12 protein-coding genes and 1 pseudogene are annotated in these 24195 nt (G+C 59.6%); 4 read left to right on the top strand and 9 right to left on the bottom strand.

The features are described from left to right. Nucleotides 1-293: 293 nt before the first annotated feature. From BLU71_RS07765 to BLU71_RS07730, 8 genes are all read right to left on the bottom strand, one after another. Nucleotides 294-1763, bottom strand: a complete 1470-nt coding sequence (locus BLU71_RS07765) for an efflux transporter outer membrane subunit (protein WP_083352732.1) — start codon at nt 1761-1763, stop codon at nt 294-296. Beyond that, the gene (locus BLU71_RS07760; RefSeq protein ID WP_083352731.1) at nt 1760-4867 is read right to left on the bottom strand and encodes an efflux RND transporter permease subunit; all 3108 of its coding nucleotides are present in this window, start codon (nt 4865-4867) and stop codon (nt 1760-1762) included. Before BLU71_RS07760 ends, BLU71_RS07765 begins: the two co-directional genes overlap by 4 nt. 142 nt (nt 4868-5009) lie before the next feature. Continuing rightward, a complete protein-coding gene (locus BLU71_RS07755; RefSeq protein WP_042609850.1) occupies nt 5010-8111 on the bottom strand; it encodes an MdtB/MuxB family multidrug efflux RND transporter permease subunit in 3102 nt (1033 codons plus the stop codon). Next, nucleotides 8108-9412 carry an MdtA/MuxA family multidrug efflux RND transporter periplasmic adaptor subunit gene (locus BLU71_RS07750; protein WP_083352730.1) on the bottom strand — a complete coding sequence of 435 codons (1305 nt, stop codon included), beginning with the start codon at nt 9410-9412 and terminating at the stop codon, nt 8108-8110. The genes BLU71_RS07755 and BLU71_RS07750 overlap by 4 nt, the downstream gene beginning before the upstream one ends. 174 nt (nt 9413-9586) lie before the next feature. Next, a complete protein-coding gene (gene tpx, locus BLU71_RS07745) occupies nt 9587-10087 on the bottom strand; it encodes a thiol peroxidase (protein ID WP_083352729.1) in 501 nt (166 codons plus the stop codon). 468 nt (nt 10088-10555) lie between these two features. Beyond that, entirely contained in the window at nt 10556-11233 is a 678-nt protein-coding gene (locus BLU71_RS07740) for a DUF3313 domain-containing protein (RefSeq protein WP_065617273.1), read from the bottom strand. Nucleotides 11234-11362: 129 nt separating this feature from the next. Then, nucleotides 11363-12337 (bottom strand): hypothetical protein, encoded by a 975-nt coding sequence (locus tag BLU71_RS07735; protein WP_065617272.1) that lies wholly within the window; start codon nt 12335-12337, stop codon nt 11363-11365. Between the two features lie 404 nt (nt 12338-12741). Next, nucleotides 12742-13233, bottom strand: coding sequence for a hypothetical protein (locus BLU71_RS07730; RefSeq protein ID WP_042609846.1), 492 nt, complete (start codon nt 13231-13233; stop codon nt 12742-12744). Between the two features lie 136 nt (nt 13234-13369). Here BLU71_RS07730 and BLU71_RS07725 point away from each other — a divergent pair, with 136 nt between their 5' ends. Beyond that, nucleotides 13370-14062 carry an aspartate/glutamate racemase family protein gene (locus BLU71_RS07725; protein ID WP_042609845.1) on the top strand — a complete coding sequence of 231 codons (693 nt, stop codon included), beginning with the start codon at nt 13370-13372 and terminating at the stop codon, nt 14060-14062. A 1-nt stretch (nt 14063) separates the two neighbouring features. On the opposite strand, the gene BLU71_RS07720 is transcribed toward BLU71_RS07725, so the two are convergent. Next, nucleotides 14064-14582 carry a GNAT family N-acetyltransferase gene (locus BLU71_RS07720; RefSeq protein WP_083352728.1) on the bottom strand — a complete coding sequence of 173 codons (519 nt, stop codon included), beginning with the start codon at nt 14580-14582 and terminating at the stop codon, nt 14064-14066. A gap of 394 nt (nt 14583-14976) precedes the next feature. Between BLU71_RS07720 and BLU71_RS07715 the strand changes: the two genes are divergently transcribed. The 3 genes and pseudogenes from BLU71_RS07715 to BLU71_RS27550 all read left to right on the top strand — a co-directional run bounded on the left by BLU71_RS07715 (nt 14977) and on the right by BLU71_RS27550 (nt 23985). Then, a complete protein-coding gene (locus BLU71_RS07715; RefSeq protein ID WP_083352727.1) occupies nt 14977-18630 on the top strand; it encodes a hypothetical protein in 3654 nt (1217 codons plus the stop codon). Nucleotides 18631-19199: 569 nt separating this feature from the next. Next, nucleotides 19200-19558, top strand: a pseudogene (locus BLU71_RS27710) (DUF6124 family protein). 209 nt (nt 19559-19767) lie between these two features. Further along, nucleotides 19768-23985, top strand: coding sequence for a hypothetical protein (locus BLU71_RS27550; protein ID WP_197680935.1), 4218 nt, complete (start codon nt 19768-19770; stop codon nt 23983-23985). The last annotated feature ends 210 nt before the right edge of the window (nt 23986-24195 follow it).

The raw sequence follows: 24195 nt of genomic DNA, 5'->3' as shown, positions 1-24195 counted from the left end.
CCATCAAGCCGATGAAACGCTTGTTCGATCGGCCTACAAGGCTCTGGGGTGGGCTTTAAGCTCACCCCTGTGGGAGCGAGCCTGCTCGCGAAGCCGGTGGGTCAGTCAATGATGTGCTGGCTGACTTACCGCTATCGCGAGCAGGCTCACTCCTACATTGGCCTGTGTTACCGGTAATCCCGCGCCAGGCACAGATCCCCTGTAGGAGCGAGCCTGCTCGCGATGACGTCAGCACATCCAACATCTCACTCGACTGACCCACCGCTTTCGCGAGCAGGCTCCCTCCTACACGTTCAGCGGTTGTCGCTGACGTCGAGTTGGCCGTCCCAACCGCCGCCGAGAGCGGCAATCAGTTGCACGCTGGCGATCAGTCGGTTCTGCAGGATATTCAGCACACTGCGTTCGTTGCTCAGCGCCGTGGCCTGCACCACCACCACGTCGATATAGGCGATCAGGCCGGCCTTGTACTGGTTTTCGGTGAGGCGCAGGGAATCGCGCGCGGCGTCCAGTGCTTCCTGGCGCACCGCTGCTTCGTCTTCATACACCTTGAGCTGGACCAGGTAGTTTTCCACCTCTCGGAAGCCGTCGAGCACGGTCTGGCGGTAGCGGGCGACCGTTTCGTCATAGGCCGCTTCGCTGCGGTCGACCTCGGCGGAACGAATGCCGCCGTCGAACAACGGCAACGACAGCTGCGGGCCGACCGACCAGAAACGGTTCGGCAGGCTGATCAGGTTTTTCGACGTGCTGCTGCTGTAGCCGCCGCTCAGACTCAGGGTCAGGTCCGGGTAATACGCAGCTTTCGCCACGCCGACGTTGGCGTTGGCGGCGATCACCGAGCGCTCGGCCGCAGCGATGTCGGGACGGCGTTCCAGCAGCTGCGAAGGCAGGCTCAGCGGTACTTGCGGCAGGTTCGGGATGCTCTGGCTTTCGGCGATGCTGAAGTTCGCTGGCGCTTCGCCGGTGAGCACCGCGATGGCGTTTTCAAACTGTGCGCGCTGCCAGATCAGATCGACCAGATCAGCCTGGGTGCTTTTCAACTGGGTTTGCGCCTGCGCCACCGCATCGCGCCCGGAAACCCCGGCGCGATACTGGTTCTGGGTCATTTTCAGCGAGCGTTCGTACGCGGCCACGGTGGCCTCGAGCAGGCGCTTCTGCTGATCGATGACCCGCAGTTGCAGGTAATTCTGCACCAGTTCCGATTGCTGGCTCAGACGCATCGCCGCCAGATCGGCAAAACTCGCCTGGGCATTGGCCTCATCGGCCTCCAGCCCACGGCGCAGCTTGCCCCACACGTCGGCTTCCCAACTGACGCCCAGTTGCGCGTTATAAGTGTCACGAATACCGCTTGAGGAACTGCTCAGGCTCGAACTGCTGCTGCCGGTGCCCTGACTCGAACGGTTCTTGCCCAGACTCAGGTCGACGCTCGGGTAAAACGCCCCGCGCGCACTGCGCACCAGAGCCTGCGCCTGACGGAACTGCGCTTCGGACTGGGCGACGGTCTGGTTGGCGCTGTTGAGTTTCTCGATCAAGGCGTTGAGCTGCTGATCGCCGTACAACTCCCACCAGGCACCGCGAGCCAGCGAGTCGCTCGGGTTGGCCTGACGCCAGCCTTCGGCTTCCTTGAACTGAGCGATTTCGGCGGTTTGCGGACGCTGGTAGTCCGGGCCGACGGCGCAAGCGCTGAGCAGCGCCACGCACAACGACAGGCTCAACAGGCGCGAGCCGCGTGCGGTGGCCAATTGGATAAGCGAACGGTCAGTCATAGCGGAGTTTCCAGAGCGGCATCAGTGCGCACGCCACGCCATTTGTTGAAGCGATGGCGCAGCTTGTCGAGATAGAGGTAAACCACCGGGGTGGTGTAAAGGGTCAGGACCTGGCTGAACACCAGGCCGCCAATGATGGTCAGGCCCAGCGGCTGGCGCATTTCCGCCCCCTCGGCGCGGCCGAGCAGCAGCGGCAAGGCGCCGAGGATCGCCGCCAGCGTAGTCATCAGGATCGGCCGCAGGCGTTGCAGGCAGGCGCTGCGAATCGAATCCAGGGGCGACAGGCCCTGATGCCGCTCCAGTTGCAGCGCGAGGTCGATCATCAGAATGGCGTTTTTCTTCACCACGCCGATCAGCAGGAATATTCCCAGCAGGGAAATCAGGCTGAACTCGCCACCGAGTGCATAGATAGACAGCAACGCGCCGACGCCGGCCGAGGGCAAGGTCGAGAGAATGGTCAGCGGATGAATGTAACTTTCATACAGCACACCGAGCACCAGATACACCGCCAGCAACGCACCAAGGATCATGAACGGCTGGCTCTTCTGTGTGGCCGCAAAGGCATCAGCGGTGCCGGCCATTTTCGCGATGACATCTTCCGGCAGGCCGACTTTGGCGATCGCACGTTCGATGGCAGCACTGCCCTGCTCCACGGTCACGCCTTCGGCCATATCAAAGGAAATGCTCTCGGAAGCAAACTGGCCTTCGTGGCTGACCCGGTCGTTTTCCAGACTGTTTTCGTAATGGGCGAACGTCGACAGCGGCACCCGCGCGCCGTCAGCGGTAATCACCTCGACCTGCTTGAGTGTCACCGGATCCTGGGCGTATTTCGGGTTGACCTCCATCACCACCTGATACTGGTTGAGGCTGTCGTAGATCGTCGAAATCTGCCGCTGGCTGTAGGCGTTGTTGAGCACGGCGGTGACCATGTTCATATCGACCCCGAGGCGTTTGGCCTGATCCCGGTCAACAATCAACGTCACCTGCTGCGCCCCGGCACCTTCGCGGGCATCGATGGCGGTCAGCTCGGGCAAGGCTCGCAACGCGGTGACTACTTTCGGAAACCACTTGCGCAGCTCGGCGAGGTCGCCGCTTTGCAGGATATAGGTGTACTGCGAACTGGTCTGCTCGCGGCCGCCGCCAAATTGCAGGTCCTGGTCGGCCATCAGCATCAACTGCGCCCCGGGCACCTTGGGCATTTCCTTGCGCAGACGCTCGATGACTTTCTGCGCCGACAGCTGGCGCTCCTTGATCGGTTTCAGGCGCACGATCATGAAAGCGTTGTTGGTGCCGTTGTTGCCGCCAATGAACCCGGCCACGCTTTCCACCGCTTCATCCTTGAGCACGGCGCGGCGGAAGGTTTCCATTTTTGGCTGCATGACGTTGAACGACAAACCGTCGTCGCCGCGCACAAATCCGATCAACTGGCCGGTGTCCTGCTGCGGCAGAAAGGTTTTCGGCACCACGATATAAAGCGCAACGTTGACGCCAACGGTGAGCAGCAGGCTGAGCAAGGTCAGACGCCGATGACGCAACACCCAGTCGAGGCTGGTGGCGTATTTGCCGACCATCCAGTCGTTGGTCTTCTGACTCCAGCGTTGCAGACGGTTTTCCTGCCCTGGCGTGTGTGGCTTGAGCCAGCGCGCGCAGAGCATCGGAGTCAGTGTGAGGGAAACCACCAGCGACACCACAATTGCCGCCGCCAGGGTGATGGAGAATTCGCGAAACAGGCTTTCGACCAGCCCGCCCATGAACAGGATCGACAGAAACACCGCCACCAGCGAGACGTTCATCGACAACAGGGTGAAGCCGACTTCCTTGGCGCCGAGATACGCGGCCTGCATCGGTTTCACGCCTTCGTCGATGTGCCGGGAAATGTTTTCCAGCACCACAATGGCGTCGTCCACCACCAGACCGGTGGCCAGAATCAGGGCCATCAGCGACAGGTTGTTCAGCGAGAAACCGTAGAGGTACATCACTGCAAACGTGCCGACCAGTGACACCGGCACCGCCAGGGTCGGGATCAGCGAGGCGCGGAAGTTACCGAGAAACAGGTACACCACCAACACCACCAGGGCGACGGCGATCAGCAAGGTCATCTCGGCTTCGTGCAGCGTGGCCTTGATCACCGGCGAGCGATCCATGGCCAGATTGAGTTTGACGCTGGCCGGCAGCACCGCTTGCAGGGCGGGCAATTGCGCCTTGATCTCGTTGACCGTCTCGATGATGTTGGCGCCGGCCTGACGGTTGATCACCAACAAAACCGCCGCGTCATCGTTGAAGAAACCGCTGTTGTAACGGTCTTCGACGCCATCGCTGACTTTCGCCACGTCCTTGAGACGCAGCGCGGCGCCGTCGGCGTAGTGAATGATCAGCGACTCGTAATCCTTGGCTTTCTCCAACTGGTCGTTGGCCTGGATCTGCCACAAACGCTGACCGTCCTCGACCGAGCCCTTGGGCCGGCGCACGTTGGCGTCAGCGATGGTCTTGCGCACATCGTCGAGGGCCACGCCGTACTGGTTCAGCGCCTGCGGCTCAAGTTCGATGCGCACCGCCGGCAGCGAACTGCCGCCGATCTGCACTTCACCGACACCCTGCACCTGTGAAAGGCTTTGCGAAAGAATGGTCGAGGCCAGGTCGTAGAGCTGGCCCTTTTCCAGCACATCCGAAGTCAGCGACAGCACCATGATTGGCGCCTGCGACGGGTTGACCTTTTTATAGGTCGGCATGCTGCGCATCCCGCTTGGCAGCAGATTGCGCGAGGCATTGATCGCCGCCTGCACTTCCCGCGCCGCGCCATTGATGTCGCGGTCGAGGTCGAATTGCAGAATGACCCGCGTCGAACCCTGACTGGAGCGGCTACTCATGGTGTTGACGCCGGCAATCGCACCGAACGACCGCTCCAGCGGCGTCGCCACCGTCGAAGCCATCACCTCGGGACTGGCGCCCGGCAGACTGGCCTGAACGACGATCACCGGGAAATCCATCTGCGGCAAAGGCGATACCGGCAAGAGACCGAAACTGACACCGCCGAGCAACATGATTGCCAGGGAGAGCAGCATGGTTGCCACGGGGCGTTTGATGAAAGGGCCTGAAAGATTCATCGAACGCGATCCCCAACTTCACGCGAATCCCCTGTAGGAGTGAGCCTGCTCGCGATAGCGGTGTGTCTGTCTACCGTGATGGTGCAGGTGCCGGCCTCATCGCGAGCAGGCTCACTCCTACACAAGTTTTGCGTTCCGCCAGTCATACCGCGACCTCTTCACCATCAGCCTTGGCCTTGCCAAAGCGCCTTCCGAGGCGGTCGAAGTACAGGTAGATCACTGGCGTGGTGAACAGCGTCAACACCTGGCTCACCAGCAAACCGCCAACCATCACCAGACCCAACGGCTGACGCAACTCAGCCCCGGAACCGGTGGCCAGCATCAGTGGCACCGCGCCAAACAACGCCGCCAGTGTGGTCATCAGGATTGGCCGGAAGCGCAGCAGCGCCGCTTGATAGATCGCCTCCGCCGGGGCCATGCCCTGGGTACGTTCGGCGTCGAGGGCGAAGTCGATCATCATGATCGCGTTCTTCTTGACGATACCGATCAGCAGGATGATGCCGATGATCGCGATCATCCCCAGATCGTTGCCGCTGAGCAGCAACGCCAGCAAGGCACCCACCGCGGCGGACGGCAAGGTCGAGAGAATGGTGATCGGATGGATATAGCTCTCGTAGAGCACGCCAAGCACGATGTACATGGTCACCACCGCCGCCAGAATCAGCAGCAAGGTGCTCGACAGCGACGCCTGGAACGCCTGCGCCGCGCCCTGAAACTGAGTCTGCACGCCGACCGGCATGCCGATGTCCTGCTGCACCTGCTCGATGATGTCTACGGCATGCCCCAACGCCACGCCGGGTGCGAGGTTGAACGACATCATCACCGCCGGGAACTGGCCGATGTGAGTGATCGCCAATTGCGCCTGACGCTCTTCGACGTGCGCCAGACTCGACAGGCGTACCTGCGCGCCATCGGTGGTCTTGACGTGAATCTGATCCAGCGCCTGCGGGCCGATCTTCTCCCCCGCCTGGGCTTGCAGCACCACGCGGTACTGGCTGGCCTGAGTGTAAATGGTCGAAATCTGTCGTTGGCCAAACGCGTCGTACAGCGCATCGGTGATGTTCGCCACCGACACGCCAAGGCGCGAAGCGGCGTCGCGGTCGATCACCAGATAGACCTGCAAGCCTTTGTCCTGCAGATCACTGGCAACGTCGGTCAACTCCGGCCGCTGCGCCAACGCCTCGACCAGACGACCGCTCCACTGGCTGAGCAGTTCGGAATCCGGCGACGACATGCTGAACTGGTACTGGGTGCGGCTGACCCGATCCTCGATGGTCAGGTCCTGTACCGGCTGCATGAACAGCCGAATGCCGACCAGTTTGTCCAGTTGCGGTTGCAGGCGCGTGATCACTTCACCGGCGCTCAGATCACGTTCGCTATGGGGCTTGAGGTTGATCAGCAAACGGCCGCTATTGAGCGTAGCGTTGTCGCCGTCGACACCAATGTAGGACGACAGACTCTGCACCGCAGGATCTTCGAGAATGATCTTCGCCAGTTGCTGCTGGCGCTCGCCCATCGCCGCGAAGGATATCGACTGCGGTGCTTCGGAAATGCCCTGAATCACCCCGGTGTCCTGCACCGGAAAAAAGCCCTTCGGCACGATCACATAAAGAAACACGGTCAACGCCAGTGTGCCGATCGCGACCAGCAAGGTCAGCGGCTGATGCTTGAGCACCCAGCGCAGCATCCGTCCGTATTCGTTGATCATCCAGTCGATGAACGCACCGCTGGCACGATAGAACCGGCCCTGCTCGTGTTCTTGCGGTTCACGCTTGAGCAGGCGCGCGCACATCATCGGCGTCAGGGTCAGCGACACGACCAGGGAGATCAGGATCGCCACGGCCAGGGTGATGGCGAATTCGCGGAACAGGCGCCCCACCACGTCGGCCATGAACAGCAGCGGAATCAGTACGGCGATCAGCGACAGGGTCAGGGAAATCAGAGTGAAACCGATCTGTTTCGCGCCCTTGAGCGCGGCCTGCATCGGACTGTCGCCCTCCTCGATGAAGCGCGAAATATTCTCGAGCATGACGATGGCGTCGTCGACCACGAAACCGGTGGCAATGGTCAGCGCCATCAGGGTCAGGTTGTTCACCGAGAACCCGGCGAGGTACATCACGCCGAAGGTGCCGATCAGCGACAGCGGCACGGCCACTGACGGGATGATCGTCGCACTGGCGCGGCGCAGAAACAGGAACGTGACCATGACCACCAGCGCGATGGCGATCAGCAGTTCGTGTTGCACATCGGTGACCGAGGCGCGGATGGTCTGGGTGCGATCCGTCAGCACAGTGACATCGAGGCCGGCCGGCAGGTTGTCGGTGATGCTCGGCAGCAAGGCCTTGATGCGGTCGACCACTTCGATGACGTTGGCACCGGGCTGACGCTGGATGTTCAGCAGCACCGCCTGATTCTGGTTGGCCCACGCGGCGAGACGTTCGTTTTCAGCACCATCGACGATTTCCGCGACGTCCTTGAGCCGCAACGGCGCGCCGTTTTTGTAGGTCAGGATCAGGTTGGCGTAGTCCTCGGGCGAGGTCAGCTGGTCGTTGGCATCGAGCATCGACACCCGGGTCGGGCCATCGAAGTTGCCTTTCGGCTGGTTGACGTTGGAAGCGCCGATCAGCGTGCGCACGTCCGACAGATTGAGGCTGTTGGCCGCCAGCGCTTCGGGGTTGACCTTGATCCGCACGGCCTGACGCTGACCGCCGGCAATGCTGACCATGCCGACGCCGCTGATCTGGGCGATTTTCTGCGCCATGCGCGTATCGACCAGATCGTTGAGCTTGGGCAGCAACATGGTTTTCGAGGTGATGGCCAGGGTCAGCACCGGGGTGTCCGCCGGGTTGACCTTGTTGTACACCGGCGGCGCCGGCAGGTCGGTCGGCAGCAGGTTGGTCGCAGCGTTGATCGCGGCCTGCACCTGCTGTTCGGCGACGTCCATGTTGATGTCGAGGCTGAAACGCAGGGTCAGCACCGAAGCGCCGCCGGAGCTGGTCGAAGCCATTTGCGTGAGACCGGGCATTTGCCCGAACTGGCGTTCAAGCGGCGCGGTGACGGCGCTGGTCATGACGTCAGGGCTGGCGCCCGGGTACAGGGTCATGACGCGGATGGTTGGGTAATCGACCTGCGGCAAGGCCGAAACCGGCAGCAGGCGATAAGCGATCAGGCCGGCCAGAACAATGGCCAGCATGCTCAGGGTGGTGGCTACCGGACGGAGGATGAACAGCCGCGAGATGTTCATGCGCCCTTCTTGGCCTTGTCAGCGCTGGTCGCGTCCGGATTGGCGGCGGACTTGCCTTGCAGGTGTTCGGTCGGCGAGGTCGGCACTTCGCTGCTGTCATTGACCACTTCGACTTCGCTGCCCTCCTTCAGGCGGTCGGTGCCTTCGAGCACCACGCGATCGCCAGCGGCGAGACCTTCGGTGACCACAGTATTGTCACCGTCGCTGGCACCGATTTTCAGTTGGCGAATGGTGACTTTCTTGTCGCCGTCCAGCGCATAGACAAAGGTGCCGTTGGTGCCGAACTGAATCGCTGCCGACGGTGCCAGCACCACGCCTTTCAGCGTGTCAGCGAGCAGGTGGACGTTGACGAACTGGTTGGGAAACAGCGACTGGTCGCGGTTATCGTAGCGGGCCTTGAACTTGAGCGTGCCGGTAGCCACGTCGATCTGGTTGTCGAGGCTTTGCAGCACGCCGGTGGCCTGCAACTTGGTGTCGCCACGGTCCCAGGCTTCGGCAGGCAGCCTGGCGCCGCTGCGGTAACGGGCCAGCACGGTGTCGAGGCTGTTTTCCGGCAAGGTGAAGGCAACGCTGATCGGTTGCGTCTGGGTGATCACTGCGAGGAAGGTGGTGTCGTTGGCCGCGACGAGGTTGCCGACGTCGACCTGACGCAGACCGACGCGGCCGGCAATCGGCGCGCGGATCTTGGTGAATTCGAGATTGAGCTTGGCGTCGTTGACCGCCGCCTGATTGGTCTTGACCGTGCCCAGGTACTGGCCGACCAGCGCTTCGGCGGTGTCGAGGGTCTGTTTGGCGATGCTGTCTTCTTTATACAGACCGCGATAGCGCTCGACGTCGACCTGAGCGTTTTTCAGCTGGGCCTGGTTCTGCAGCAGCGTGCCTTCAGCCTGGAGCAAGGCGTTCTGGTAAGGACGCGGATCGATCTCGGCCAGCAAGTCGCCCGCCTTGACCATCTGGCCTTCTTCGAAATGGATCTTGACCAGTTCACCGCCCACCCGGCTGCGAACATTGATGGTGTTCAGCGCCGTGACCGTGCCCAGCGCCTTGTAATACAGCGGAAAGTCGCCTTTCACCGCCGGCGCCACGCGCACTGGAATCGGCCCGGTACCCCCGCTGAAACCTGGGCGCGCCATCCCCGAGCGCCCGGTATGCCCGGCCGTCGCCTTGTCGCCGCCCGCCTTGTCAGCAGAGCCGGCGGGCCAGAATTTCCAGCACAGGACGGCGATCACCAACAGGACAAGCAGGCTGATCAGCCAGCGACGGGACTTGCGGGGGGACGATTGCATGGAGTTATTGACCATTGGGCGCGTGGGCTTCTATTACGGGAGGCTGAACGATAAGCACTGAGTGGATTTAAGCAAAGCAGCTTTACCGGCAATTTACCTTCCACTTACGTTTCAAGGTGTAAGGCAAAACCCTGATACACAAATGAAAACGGCCTGGACAGGGCCAGGCCGTTAACAATTGTAAAAGCCTTACTTGAGAACGGACAGTGCCGCTTCGTAGTTAGGCTCTTCAGCGATTTCCTTGACCAGCTCGCTGTGCAGGACGTTGTCGTTTTCATCCAGCACCACAACCGCGCGAGCGGTCAGGCCTTTCAGCGGGCCGTCAGCAATGGCGACGCCGTAGTTTTCGATGAACTCGCGGCCGCGCAGGGTCGACAGGTTCTGTACGTTTTCCAGACCCTCGGCGCCGCAGAAGCGTGCCTGGGCGAACGGCAGGTCAGCGGAAATGCACAGCACCACGGTGTTGCTGATGTCGTTGGCCTGAGCGTTGAACTTGCGCACGGAAGTGGCGCAGGTCGGGGTGTCGACGCTTGGGAAGATGTTGAGGATTTTGCGCTTGCCGGCGAAGTCTTGCAGGGTGACGTCGGACAGATTGCCGGCTACCAGGGAAAAGGCTGGCGCCTTGGAACCGGCTTGTGGCAACTGGCCGTTGACTTGAACCGGATTGCCTTTGAGGGTGACTTGAGCCATGACTTGAGTCCTTCTGATGGGTGATTGGAAAGCGTGCAAGAAGCGGAAGTTAACCACGAAATCGGCTGACGACCTATGCCCTGTTGGAAATTGTTGGGTGCTGGCCCACACGATTGTATACAACCCGCTAGAGATCCCCTGTAGGAGTGAGCCTGCTCGCGATAGCGGTCTATCAGTGCCATCTACATTGGCTGACACGACGCTATCGCGAGCAGGCTCACTCCTACAGAAAAGCGGATTTATATTTCGGCTGAGGATTTTGGCGAGTTACTGACGCCGGAGTTGCACGAGCAGGAAGATCGGATTCGCGAGCAGGCGAAAAAAAGCTGAAATGGTTGATGCATGACAAGCCTCCTTCGCGAGCAGGCTCGCTCCCACACTGTCCGGTGTCGTACCGATAGTCCCGACCCCGGCACCAATCCCTGTGGGAGTGAGCCTGCTCACGAAGAGGCCATCAGCCCCGCGGCATCATTTGGCTTCCGACTTCAGTTTCAAATACGACTGGTGCAGGTCGCTCGCCCAGCCATCGATCACCGCTTTCATGTCATCGGCTTTCATCACCTGGGAAGCGTTTTCCAGCGGTTTGCCGGTGCCCTTGCGCACCACCTGCGCGATGACCTGATTGGTCGCGCCGTCCATGAACACCGCCTCGGTCGCCAGCGTGGTTTCCTGGTCGCGGATACCGCTGGCCGTGCTCACCGCTGCGGCCACCAGTGCAATCGGGATCACCTCATAGACTTGCAGCCCCTCGGTCTTGCTGCTGACCGCGGTAATCGCCGGCCGTACCACGATCACACCCGGCCCGGGGCCTGCGGCCAACGGCAGCGACTCGCCGAGTTCGCGCTTGAGCGCCTGATCGTAATAACTCGTGATGCCATTGAGCGTCTGCTGGGGGATTTTCTCGGTGGCTTGCGGCTTTGGATACAGCTGGCTCGGTTCCACGTAAACGCTGGTGAATTTGTTGATGTCGAGTTTCGGGTCCATCCAGCGCATCACCTCGGCACCTGAAGGTGACTTGGCCTCCTTCAGTTGGCTGTAATCCTTGAGAAAGCCGGAATACTGGTCAGGCTCGACGGTTTTGCTGGAGCAACCCACCACGCCGAGGGTGGCAATGCACAGCGTGCCCATCATGACGGCTAGCTTCATGCTGTAATTCCTTTGAGAAGGCCAAGACATTTTGCATAGGGGAGATACAGGTATAGCCAAAACCCCGGCAAATGCGATGGCCAATTACAAAGTTCACATCCGACAGCGCGAGTGCCTCGCCAACCGGTATTACCAGGACGATGTCTCTCCACTGCGCAGCGCCATCTCCCGCCGGCTGTTGGCGCGCATCGCTTTGACCAGCGACACCGTCCCTGCCAGCAAAATCGCCGCACCGAACAGAAAGTCGATGTTGTACAGCTGGAAATCCTCCACCGGCCCGATCAGCAATGTGCGCACCACCGCAATTCCCACCAGCGTCGCGAGAAAGTCGATTCCCGGCTCATCGCGGTAGAACACCAGCATCAGCGGTAGGCACAGCACCAGCAGCAGCAACAACACCACGACCTTGAACGAACCTTTGCGCTCGACGCTGAACGCGCATTCGTGCGCCCCGTAAGGTTTGTAATCCTCGTCGCGGATCATCGAGTTTTTTTCGTTGATGTAATCGGCGCGGTTGTACTTCTGGATCGGCGTGAAGGTGTTGGACATCTCCATCAGGGTGGTGATGTTCTTGAAGCGCAGGTCGACGCGCTCGCTGCCCTTGAGGTAATACAGCACCGGTTTGTAACCGTAGCGATAGGTGTCGAACGGGAAGGCGGCGGTCTGGGCGTGCACGCCGATCGGCCGTGGCTCAAGCTCGGCGAATGCGCTTTTGTTGGTGGACGAGAGGTTGCGGCTCAGCGGCTGCACCTTGACCTGCTCAAGGAAGATTGGCGTGACGCCGAAGGACCATTGCAGCGGCTCCAGACGCAGGCGCAGTTCGTTGCGGCCCAGGTCGTAGCGGTTGAAGGTGCGTTCGGAGACCACCACCGAACCGCCGACCATGAATTCGCCACGCAGGTTGTTGGTGACGCGCAAGGTCAGTTGATCCTTGCCCAGCAACGCCGCTTCGCTGGTCGGAGGTGTGCCGCACCACGCGGTGCTTTCGCCGACACTGCCGAGCTGGCCGTTGCGGTTTTCCTTGAATACATAAAAGTAACTGGCCCACAGCGTCAGCAGCAAAAGCGACGCCGTGAGACCGAGGATTTTTTTGCCCGGACTCACTGATAAGACTCCCTTCTTCGGTTCCATCGTCCAGCCGAAAACCCGCTGGCGACGGCGACTCTACCAAAAGGCCATCAGTGACCCAAGGAGAAATGCCGCATTAGCAGCGAACCTAAGGGTTTCCCCGGTATTCGCGTCAATCCGTGTAGGAGTGAGCCTGCTCGCGAAAGCGGCGTCGGAGGAAGTGAAGCCGGGGTGGGTGAATCCGGATATGTGAGGTGTGTCAGTGGACTGCCCTCACCCTAGCCCTCTCCCAGAGGGAGAGGGGACTGACCCGGGTGTTTGTTCGAGTTACATCGACTTGGGATATCGCGTCGAACTCTGGTTTTGAACAGCACTCGGTCTGCCCCCTTTCCCCCTCGCCCCCTTGGGGGAGAGGGGGCGAGGGGGTAAAGCTCTTGATCTTAACCGCGATCCCGAGGAATCAACCCCTGCAATTGCTGGGCAAGGAAATTGGCGTCGAAGGCAAACGTATCCGGATCCTTGAGCCCATTGGTCTTGCGCCACTGCCACGCGCCATCCGCCAAACCGACCAGCGAAATACTCCCGTACCGCGCCGCCGTGAGCCCCATCACCGCCAGCGAAATCTGCCCGCCGCTGCCCATCACATCCGGCACGAACTCCACCGGCTTACCGGCAATCACGATGCTCAGCTTCTCTGTCATGAAGGTCGAGGTCTCCACTGGCACGCTCGGCCCGGACGCGACGTAGGTCTCGCGGCTCACCTCCAGCAGATTCGGCGCCTTGACCGGCTCAAGCCATTGCTCGATCTGGTCGAACAACGCACCAATCCGTGTGGCCCACGCGGCCGATTGCGTAGTGAACAGTTGCTTCTTGTGCGCTTCGCTCTCGGCATAGTGACGAAGCATTTCGCCCAGTTGCTGTACGTCGTTCATGGCGGTGTTCCTTGAAGAGTGCTGCGGACACCGAGCATGGCAGATGCGTGGCAACGGCAGGCGTAAATTTTTGATGGATCAAATTCCCGATCCAAACGACACTCACCGCAAAGCCCCATCAACACAGGAGCACCGCATGCGCACCATCGGCCTTATCGGCGGCATGAGCTGGGAATCCAGCGCCGAATATTATCGACTCATCAATCAGCAAGTCCGTGATCGTCTCGGCCCTTTGCGCTCTGCGCAGCTGTTGATGTACAGCGTCGACTTCGGCCCGGTCGAACAGGCCCAGCACGCCGGACGCTGGGACGATGCGGCAGCAATTCTGGTGGATGCCGCGCGCAGGCTTGAAGCCGGTGGCGCCGAATGCGTGGTGCTGTGTACCAACACCATGCACAAGGTCGCCGAGCAGATTCAGGCGGCGATCAGCATTCCGTTCCTGCACATCGCCGAACCGGCTGCACAGGCTGCACTCGAAATCGATGCGCGCACGGTCGGGCTGCTCGGCACCGCGTTCACCATGGAACAGGACTTCCTCAAGCAGCGTTTGATTGCCCAAGGCTTGACCGTTTTGGTGCCGGACGAAACAGAGCGCAAGGATGTGCACCGGATCATCTACGACGAACTCTGTGTTGGCGTGATCAATGAACAGTCGCGGCAAATCTATCAGCGGGTGATCGAATCCCTCACCAAGCGCGGTGCGCAGGCCATCATTCTCGGTTGCACGGAAATCGGCCTGTTGATTAAACCCGAACACAGCGCCCTGCCCCTGCTCGACACCACCGAACTGCATGCACAGTCGGCGGTGGCGTTCGCCTTGGGCGACTGAGTCAGTCTTTCGAACGACTGCGCAAACGGGCCATGCTCAGGGTGTCTACCCATTGCCCATCGCGCACGGCGTAGTCGCGGAACAGGCCTTCGGTCTCGAAACCGAATTTGCGGTAGAGACCGATGGCCGCTTCGTTGTCGGCATACACGGTCAGTTCGACGCGGTGCAGATTCATCCAGTTATCGGCAACATCCAGCGCCGCCGCCAACAGCTGCGAACCGACACCCTTGCCCTGCCATGCCACTGCGACGGCCATGCCGATGCTGCCGGCGTGGGCGCGGCGCATCCTTGAATAGGCCTCCAGGCCAAGATTGCCGATCACCACGCCCTGTTGCAGCGCCACCAGCTTCAGTGCGCGCTCGTTGTCGGCCTGCAATCGCTGGCGCCAGACCTCAACCGACTGAAACGGCATCTGCAGCACCTGCCGCGCGACGGCGGGGTCGTTGTAGAGCGCGGTGATGCCTTCGAGGTGGAAATCGCTGGAGCGTTCGAGGTGGACGGTGGGGGTCGGGTCTGCCATGGGATCGGTCCGTGATCAAGGTATGGCTGGTCACTCTAAACCGCTGATCCGGAATCTGGCGAGATGAAATTTTGGTAGCGAGCCTGCTCGCGATAGCGGCCTCACCACCAACGCCTCTTGCCCGGCAGAAACCGTCTGCCGTACGGTCGCCAATTTTTTCCTCTTAAACTCCGATGTTCAAAGACACCTGCCGACTCGCCTTTCAGGCTACACAACCTTGCTCGGGACAGGCGCCGAGTAAGTCGCTGCAACCGCCCATGCCTTCGCAGGCGAGCCTGCTCGATAAGTGCACCACCCGTCGGATTTCCGCCCGCACCTGTCAGATCTGACAGGTGCGCAATCTCCCTTTTAGCCGTTCAATCACTCCATCGCTCAAGTCCACGGAGTGGCCAGCATGTCCGACAACGACTCAATCAACGACGCTCCGCAGCTGCTACAGGAACTCAAAATCCCCGGCCGTACGGGTCCAGTGTCGTCGACGCCCCTGAGGTGGGGCATCAATCTCGCCGCGGCGAAGCTCAACTTCCCTCGTCAGGGCCTGCTCTGCCAGGCCGGGCCTTGGGGGACGATGGGTAACCGCGACTCGTTGCGCATCTTGCGGGACTCCGATCTGCAGATAGCGCTGGAAATCGTTGATGAGGATGCGGTCGGCACCGAGCTGCAAATGTTCGTGGAGGCCAGACACCTTACCGAAGGAATGCACACGCTCTCCTACACCGTCACCCGCCTCGGCGGTACGCCCGAACCCTCGGAAGTGATGCAGGTGCTGGTCAAACTCACCCTCCCCGGTGGTCCTGACCATAGCGAGGGGCCGGGGCATCCGGGACTGGTGATGAGCATTCCCGAGGATATTTTGAAGGACGGTGTCCACCAGGGTAACGTCGATGCTGGCGTATCGATCACTCTCGGAAAAGCTGATGGCTCGCCGCCTTATCCGTTCGCCGCCGCTGGCGATACGCCTCAGTTCAGCTGGGGCGGAATGTTCTTTTCTGGCCCTGCACTGACCCAGGAACAGGCTGACGGTGAGACGCCGGTTATCGTGACCATTCCAAAGGAAACCATCGTAGACGCCGGCGACTCTGGCGAGGCAGGGCTGGCCGTGGCCTTCGAAGTTTATGACCTGGTCGACAATCGCTCCGACGGCTGGAGCGTCGAGCAACGGGTAGTCGTGACGCTTGACAAAACCCGGCTGGGCGCGCCTTTGCTCAAGGAGGCTATCAACAACGTACTGGACGTCGACAACCTGGGCGACGCCGACGGTACGGTTCAAGTTATGGCCGTAAACCCTCCCCCACCTTCGCCCCCTCCAGTCCCTCCACAACCGATAGACTTCGAGGTAGGTGACACCATTTTTGTCCGAATCAAAGGCACCCCGAAAGAAGGTCCGCCGATCAACATTGAATTACCGGGAAAAGTCTTGATCAGCGTGCCCAGCATTCCTGAGATCATCGTGTCCAACGCCGTGCTGCGCCAGCTGGCTCAGGCTCAGATCGCCCTGTCTTATCGCCTGGAGAAGGCCGACGGCAGCGCACAACGGGATGCCAAAACCCAGTTCATCAGCGCCATCGGCGAGATTCACCGGCTCCCCGCTCCCGTGGCACTGGAGGCCAGACAAGGCGCCATCGATCCGCTGGATCCGGACCTGAAACAGGTCACCATCGAAATTGCCTTCGGCCCCTACTTCGCCGTCGGCCAAGCGATCGAGCTGTTTTGGCTCGGCACTCGCCCCGACCTGACCCCCTACCTGCCGAACCTGAACCTGCGACCGATTACCCAAGGCGATATGGACGCCCAACTTCCGCTGCAGATCATCGTCGACAAGCAGCACCTGACACCGATCATTGGGAAAGAGCTGGAGCTGTATTACCAGTTGCTGATCGAGGACTCGGTGCTCGGCACCATGAGCAAACTCAACCAGACCCACGCGATCCGCGAATCGATCCACGCCGATATCCTGCAGATCGGCGAACCACGCCAGGAATTGCCCGAGCCGGCAGTCGACGGCGTGGTCAGCGGCGTCCTGCCATCCGATACCAACGGCACCACGCTGACCGTGAACTACCTCAAGACCGTGAAGGGCGACATCGTCACGCGGGCCTGGGAAGGCTCCATTACCGGCGTAAACAGCGACCGGGTCGAACTGAGCTCCATCACCGCCGGCCAGCCTGTGGCGTTCCCGATCAAGGCCGAACTGATCAAGGGCAACGAAGGAGGAACGGTGAAGGCGTACTACGACATCAAGCGCGCAGCGGGTGGAACGAGTTATTCGGATACGCTGGCGTTCAGTGTCGGCGTGGCGCTGGATCTGAAAGAGCCGAAAATCAAGCAAGCCCCGAACGACACCAGCCTTGACCCGCTGGAGGCCCAGAACGCCCTGACCTCGGTGATCAACTATGATGGCATGCTCGTCGGCGACAAGATTATCGTCCGCTGGACCGGCGCCCCCGGAACGCCGGCTGCGGGTTCGCACACCACCGAGCCATGGCCCGTCACCACCGTCGGCCCGCAGGAAATACCGCTGGCTGTCTCGGTGATCGCCTTCAACCTCGCCAAGTCCATCACGCTGGATTACACGGTAACGCGCGGCACCCAGGATCCGAAAGAGTCGCGGATTCGTGCGCTGGCGGTGTCGCCCATTGCGCAAAGCGATTTGCCCAGGCCGCTGATCACGCAGGCCTCCGAACAAGGCGAAGGGCCGGAGTTGGACGTCAGTCAATTGACCACCAACGCCACCCTTCGCGCGAACAGTTATCCGCACATTGCGCTGAAACAATATGTCTGGCTGAAAGCGAAAGGGACATTGAAAGGCGGGGGCGACTACTTGAAAACCTTCTGGCAACCGCCGGGTTCGCAAACCAATGCGACGTGGATCGACCAGGGTTTTCACACCCACGACGGCTTTCCACTCCCCGACTTGCAAAGCCTGGAAGATGGCAGTGACCTGAAATTGGAGTTCAAGGCAGGCTTTGGCGGCAGTCAAGTCGAGACAGAGGCCGTGACGTTTGCCCTACGGACTTACAGGATCAAGGCCTACGAAAACGTTGTGCCGACCCTCGGCTCGGTAACAGGCTCACCCAGCGGGGAAGAAATCCCTCACGGCAGCTCTACCGTAGAAACAGCCGTCACGCTGAGTGGCAAAGCCACGCCCGACACAAAGATTGATCTGGCCAATAACGGCATACTAATGCCGAATACGGAAATTCAAGTAGATTTAAAGGGGGAATGGTCTTTCCAACTGACCGGACTGGTTACCGAGAACACCTACAAACTGAGCGCCCGACGCAAGGACGGCACACTCTCAAATGCCCGCGATGTAGTTGTGGTCGCACTGGTAGCGCCGACGCTGGACAGTGTATTTGACGACAAAGGGGTGGAGGTGCCAAAGAACACAAACACTCTTAGTACATCTCTAACACTCAAAGGCAGCGCCAGCATAGGTCAGAAAGTCGAAATATTTGACGATACATTTCCCAAGGGTGAAGTCACTGCTACATCGGGAACTTGGGAACGGTTGATGACGGGCCTGAGCTTAACTTCGCACAGTTTCACAGCCAAAGCATTGTATGGTACCGGGAGTTCTTCGAAGCCATATGAAATTAACATTGTAAATTATGATACTGAAGATTTTGAAACTTGCGCAGAGGGAGTCATTCCTCAAGACACTCCATATTCAACTGCGCTTATCAAGTTAACGTGGTCCGAACCAACCTACGTTACTAGCGCACGCATTTACACCGCCCTAGATCCTAAAATCAAAAAAGCCCTTCGCTTTGACTCGGAGGGAGACATCATGCAAACACCGTTTAAAGCCCAGGTATCACTCAGCAAACCTTATTCACAATTACAGATGTACATAAACTTTACCAACCCACGCTCTGGCAACGCACAAATTGATTTTTACAGCACCCAAGAAACTCACCTAGGCAACCGCGTGATACCGGACGGCCGCACAAACTTGGAATTTTCCAGTTTAGATATAAAACGATTTGAAATAAGCGCAAACTCTTTCGCAGCTATAACAATTGACAATATAAAAATGCACAACTAAATCACCAGACAAAAGAACCACAAGAATAACTATGTTTTTTATAGCGCGCTATTTTGACAGAAAAAAAGCGCATTGCCCGGGACAGACCACGTTTTACCCCTGATCTTCGCCCGACTTTTAGAAAAGGGGACTAGAGAATACTAGAAGTGGACAGATTCATTTAACCACTGATTTAAACAGCGAGGCTTGCCCGAGATTTTTCTGCTGGCCGGGCGATCGGGTTCGGCGAAGCTCTTCGATTTAAACGAAGGCGTTTAAAAGACACCTTCAGACACGCCTTTCAGGCTACAAATTCTTGCGCCATTGCCTACAGCCAAGCCAGAATCCGCCGGCTTGTGCGCCTTGGGGGCGGGTTCTATTGTGGTGCGGTCGCTGAATGTTCAGTGATCGGGTTTAGCAGCTCGGCAAATTTCAAGGCACGCGAGTACTGCCATCACGTTATGGCGGCTTTCCGTGGGGCACTTCGGTGCGCCGGGATCCTTGAGCCTGGTCTGCTAACCCGCGTAAAGCCGCCACCCTCTTCGTTTAGCAGCGAAGGCTGACGGCTCCATCTCTCAAGGAGCTTTACCATGATCAAACCCACACCCAACCCACCCGAAACCGACCCCACCTCCCCCTACGAATCCCTCGATTCCAAAAAACTCCACCAAGCCGCCGACCGCGCCCTCGACCATTACCTCTGCCCACCCGGCTCCACTCCACCGCCCTTTAGCCCCCGCGCCATGTACGCGTCACCGCCGACACCAAAAACGAAGACCTGCTGGCCAACGCCTGCGAAACCCTCGCCTCGGCCAAAACCATCGCCCAGGAATTCGCCGGGCTGGTCAAACCATCGCAGCGGCGGACGCTGATGGGCATCGCGCAGTTGATCATGCTCGGAGAACTGGCGGTGAATCGGGTGCTGGATAATCTGGAATTGCCGGGGTAATGCGGGCCGGCTGAGTTATGCGATGCCCGTGCCGGCCTCTTCGCGAGCAGGCTCGCTCCCACAGTTTGAGCGCATTTCCTCTGGGAGCGGGCCGGTTCGCGACGACAACCGCTCGTCGGATATCACCGCACACCTGTCAAGTCTGACAGGTGTGCAATCACGCCAGTGCGCGTTAACTCGTTCCGTCACTTCCCGTCGGAGCCGTTTCCATGTCCACCCCCCAAAAGCCCCTGCTACTCGCAGAACTCGGCATTCCTGGTCGCAGCAAGGACCCGGTGTCGAAGGATCCCGATGTCTGGGGTATCAACATCGCCGCCGCGTTGGACAACTTTCCGTATCACGGCCTGCGGTGCGAGGCGGGGCCGTGGGGAAATATGGCGAGTGGCGACAGGCTGACAATATTTTGGGGCACCGGGCACAACGTGCTGACCCAGACCGTCCTCAAGGATGAGGTCGATACGCAACTGCGCATGTTCGTGCCTTCGCGGCACATGGTCGACGGCGAGTTTGCGGTGTCCTATTCCGTCAAGCCGCTGGGCGGCACAGATCAACCGTCCGAAGTCATGCAGGTACTGGTCAAGCTGACGCGCCCGGGTGGCCACGATAACAACGGTGACGACGGCCATTCCAGGCTGATCATGATCATTGCGCAGGAGATTCTTGACGGCGGCATCCACGAGGGCAACGTGGCCGCTGGCGTGGACATCAGCATTGGCAAGGCCGACGGCACACCGCCCTATCCCTTCGCCGCGGCCGGCGATATTTGCCGCGTGAGTTGGGGTGGAATCTTCGTGCTCAGTGCTCCACTGACCCAGGACCAGGCCGAAGGCACGGCGCCGATCATCGTGAAAATCAAAGAAGATATCATCCGTGACGCGGGTGATGCCGGTGGTCCAGGGATCCCCGGAGTGGCCGTGGTGTTCGAGGTGTACGACAAGGTTTTCAACCGTTCCGAGGACTGGAGTCCTGAACAGCGTGTGGTGGTGGCCGTTCATGCGACCCGGCTGGGCGCGCCGTTGCTCAAGGAGGCAGTAAACGACGTGCTGGACGTCGACCAATTGGGCGACGCCGATGGCACCGTGCAAGTGGTCGCCACAGACAATGCCCACTTCAAAATCGGTGACATCCCGTTCATCAAGATCAAGGGCACGCCGGTCGAAGGTCCACCGATTGATCTGGAAATAGAAGGCCTCCCGTTGATCAGCGTGCCGAGCGTTGTTGAAACCAAGGCCCCCAATGCCGTGCTGCGTCAGTTGGCCAAGTCCCAGATCACCGTGTCTTACCGCCTGAAAAAAGCCGATGGCAGCGCCGACCTGATATCCAACGGCCAATTCATCCGCGCCATCGGCGAAGTCCAGCGCCTGGCCGAACCGATCATGCTGGACGAGGATTCCGGTGCCCTGAACCCACCGCTGGACGTGGTACTCATGGACATTCCATTCGATACCTCCTTCGTCGAAGGTTATGTCCTGCAGCCGATCATGCTCGGCACCACCTCCGGCCTGAAGCCGTACCTGCCTGCTCTGCCAACGCGCCCCATCACCCACAACGACATCGTCGCAGCCAAACCGCTGTCGTACAGCATTGACGGCAACCACCTGACCCCGGTCAACGGCGGCACGGCGGAGTTCTACTACCAACTCCTGATCCCGAGCGCGGCGTTCGCCAAGCTGGACGCGTACCAGGCCTCCCACGCCATTCGCGAGTCGATCCACACCGACATCCTGCGAGTCGGCAAACCACGCCGGGAACTGCCCGAACCGGTGGTGGCCGGCGTGGTGGACGGCGTCCTGCCCGCCGACACCCCCGGCACCACCGCGACGATCATCTACACGGAAACGGTCAAAGGCGATGAAGCGTTCATGTTCTGGGTCGGCTCGATCACCGGTGAGTATCCCGACTCGATCAAGCTGAACGAATTTACCGCCGGTAAGGAAATACCGTTCACCATCCCGGCCGCGATGATCAAGGACAACGAAGGCGGGACGGTGGTGGCCAGGTACGAAATCAAGCGTGCGGATGGGAGGACCAGTTATGCCGAGCCGCTGGAGTTTCGTGTCGGCGTGGCGCTGGATCTGAAAGAGCCGAAAATCAAGCAAGCCCCGAACGACACCAGCCTTGACCCACTGGAGGCCCAGAACGCACTGACCTCCGTGATCAACTATGACGGCATGCTGGTCGGCGACAGGATTATCGTCCGCTTGACCGGCGCCGCCGGAACGCCGGCTGCCGGTTCGCACACCACCGAGCCATGGCCCGTCACCACCGTCGGCCCGCAGGAAATACCGCTGGCTGTCTCGGTGATCGCCTTCAACCTCGCCAAGTCCATCACGCTGGATTACACGGTAACGCGCGGCACCCAGGATCCGAAAGAGTCGCGGATTCGTGCACTGGCGGTGTCGCCCATTGCGCAAAGCGATTTGCCCGGGCCGTTGATCACGCAGGCCTCCGAACAAGGCGAAGGGCCGGAATTGGACGTCAGTCAATTGACCACCAACGCCACCCTTCGCGCGAACAGTTACCCGCATATTGCGTTGAGACAATATGTCTGGCTGAAAGCGAAAGGGACATTAAAAGGCGGGGGCGACTACTCGAAAACCTTCTGGCAACCGCCGGGTTCGCAAACCAATGCGACGTGGATCAACCAGGGTTTTTACACCCACACATTTCCGCTGCCGGACTTGCAAAGCCTGGAAGATGGCAGAGACCTGGAACTGGAGTTCAAGGCAGGCTTTGGTGGTACTCAGGTTGAGAGTGAGGCCGTTACGTTTGCGCTACGGACTTACAGGATCAAGGCCTACGAAAACGTTGTGCCGACCCTCGGCTCGGTAACAGGCTCACCCAGCGGGGATGAAATCCCTCACGGCGGCCTTACGGTGGAAACTGCCGTGACCCTGAGCGGCGTCGCGGCCAAAGGCCAGAAGGTCGAAATCTTTGACGGCACGGTCTCCAAAGATCAGGCAACGGCACATGCCACAACCGGTGTCTGGACGCTGCTCATCAGTGCCCTGGCTGTGGCAGCGCACAGCTTTACCGTCAAGGCTTTGTACGGCTCCGGCGCCGTGTCGGCAGCCAGAACACTGACCGTCATAGCCGACACCGCCCCGACTTTGACATCGGTCAAAGGCTCACCCAGCGGGGATGAAATCCCTCACGGCGGCCTTACGGTGGAAACTGCCGTGACCCTGAGCGGCGTCGCGGCGAAAGGCCAGAAGGTCGAAATCTATGACGGCACGGTCTCCAAAGATCAGGCAACGGCACATGCCACAACCGGTGTCTGGACGCTGCTCGTCAGTGCCCTGGCTGTGGCAGCGCACAGCTTTACCGTCAAGGCTTTGTACGGCTCCGGCGCCGTGTCGGCAGCCAGAACACTGACCGTGACGGCGGTTGTCGTCCCTACGCTGAGCAACGTGCTTGACGACAAGAACGTTGAAATCCCCGAGGGACAAACTACCGTCAGCACCGCCCTGAAGCTCATAGGCACCGCGAGCAAGGGCCAGAGGGTCGAAATTTTTGAAGGAAACGGCTCGAACCACACCTCCAAAGGGGTGGCCACAGCCTCGACGACAACAGGCACATGGGAGTTGTCGATTACTGTTGCAGTGGGTGCCCGGAGGTTATACGCAGGATCGCTGTATACATCGTCCCCGCAATGGTCAAATGTGCGCACACTGACTGTGACGGCGGCTACCGCGCCAACGTTGACATCGGTCAAAGGCTCTCCCAGCGGGGATGAAATCCCTCAAGGCGGGAGCACAGTGGAAACGGCTGTCACCCTGAGCGGCGTTGCCGCCAAAGGCCAGAAGGTCGAAATCTTTGACGGCACGGTCTCCAAAGGTCAGGCAACGGCACATGCCACAACCGGTGTCTGGACGTTGCTCGTCAGTGCCCTGGCTGTGGCAGCGCACAGCTTTACCGTCAAGGCCTTGTACGGCTCCGGCGCCGTGTCGGCCACTCGCACCTTTACCGTAATTGCGGTAGGAGGGTATGAAAATTGGGATAGAGAACCCGCTCAACGCTTCCATGTAAACGTGACTAAAAAGTTAAATAGTGGACTGGAAGTAACCACTCTAGAAGATGATGAGCCAGGGGTATTGATAAGCGGGACCCCACCTGACTTTCCTGGCATTACTGGACAGATGATGAACATTAATTTTATTGCCAAGGTTCAATTCAAATGGGCAGGCACTGTAACTAGAGTTTCATTAAATGTTGGGTACATCACTGAGCATGTTCATAAAATCTGTTTTTTTGATCTCAGTGGAACTCTTATAGAAGAACGTAATCTTCCGTTAAGCGGCTTGAGCTCTACATCATTCACCTACCAGGCCTCTTCCGGTAGAAAAATCTCATATTTCGAAATATTGACCGGATTCGACTCAGCTACCGGACGGATGGTTATCGACGAAATAAAGTGGTTTAACTAACAGCGCAACTTGGGGACGACTAACTTGGGTGACGGATTATTTAATCAGTGGTTTAAACAGCGGGGCTTGGACCACCGGGGGGGGGGGGGGACAGATTTATTTAACCATTGATTTAAACAGTGAGGCTTGACCGGAATTTTTCTGCTGACCGGGATGGCCCCTTCGCGAGCAGGCTCGCTCCCACAGGGAAACGCATTCCAAATGTGGGAG

It is taken from the genome of Pseudomonas moraviensis (assembly GCF_900105805.1).
In the GTDB taxonomy this organism is placed as follows: Bacteria; Pseudomonadota; Gammaproteobacteria; order Pseudomonadales; family Pseudomonadaceae; genus Aquipseudomonas; species Aquipseudomonas moraviensis_A.
This window is presented reverse-complemented; position numbering and strand designations above follow the sequence as displayed.

Excerpts from the sequence above, each read along its gene's own strand:
- BLU71_RS07715 (WP_083352727.1), top strand. The coding sequence starts at position 14,977 with ATGTCCGACAACGACTCAATCAACGACGCTCCGCAGCTGCTACAGGAA.
- BLU71_RS07765 (WP_083352732.1), bottom strand. The coding sequence starts at position 1,763 with ATGACTGACCGTTCGCTTATCCAATTGGCCACCGCACGCGGCTCGCGC.
- BLU71_RS07760 (WP_083352731.1), bottom strand. The coding sequence starts at position 4,867 with ATGAATCTTTCAGGCCCTTTCATCAAACGCCCCGTGGCAACCATGCTG.
- tpx (WP_083352729.1), bottom strand. The coding sequence starts at position 10,087 with ATGGCTCAAGTCACCCTCAAAGGCAATCCGGTTCAAGTCAACGGCCAG.
- BLU71_RS27550 (WP_197680935.1), top strand. The coding sequence starts at position 19,768 with ATGTCCACCCCCCAAAAGCCCCTGCTACTCGCAGAACTCGGCATTCCT.
- BLU71_RS07720 (WP_083352728.1), bottom strand. The coding sequence starts at position 14,582 with ATGGCAGACCCGACCCCCACCGTCCACCTCGAACGCTCCAGCGATTTC.
- BLU71_RS07730 (WP_042609846.1), bottom strand. The coding sequence starts at position 13,233 with ATGAACGACGTACAGCAACTGGGCGAAATGCTTCGTCACTATGCCGAG.
- BLU71_RS07725 (WP_042609845.1), top strand. The coding sequence starts at position 13,370 with ATGCGCACCATCGGCCTTATCGGCGGCATGAGCTGGGAATCCAGCGCC.
- BLU71_RS07740 (WP_065617273.1), bottom strand. The coding sequence starts at position 11,233 with ATGAAGCTAGCCGTCATGATGGGCACGCTGTGCATTGCCACCCTCGGC.
- BLU71_RS07755 (WP_042609850.1), bottom strand. The coding sequence starts at position 8,111 with ATGAACATCTCGCGGCTGTTCATCCTCCGTCCGGTAGCCACCACCCTG.
- BLU71_RS07750 (WP_083352730.1), bottom strand. The coding sequence starts at position 9,412 with ATGGTCAATAACTCCATGCAATCGTCCCCCCGCAAGTCCCGTCGCTGG.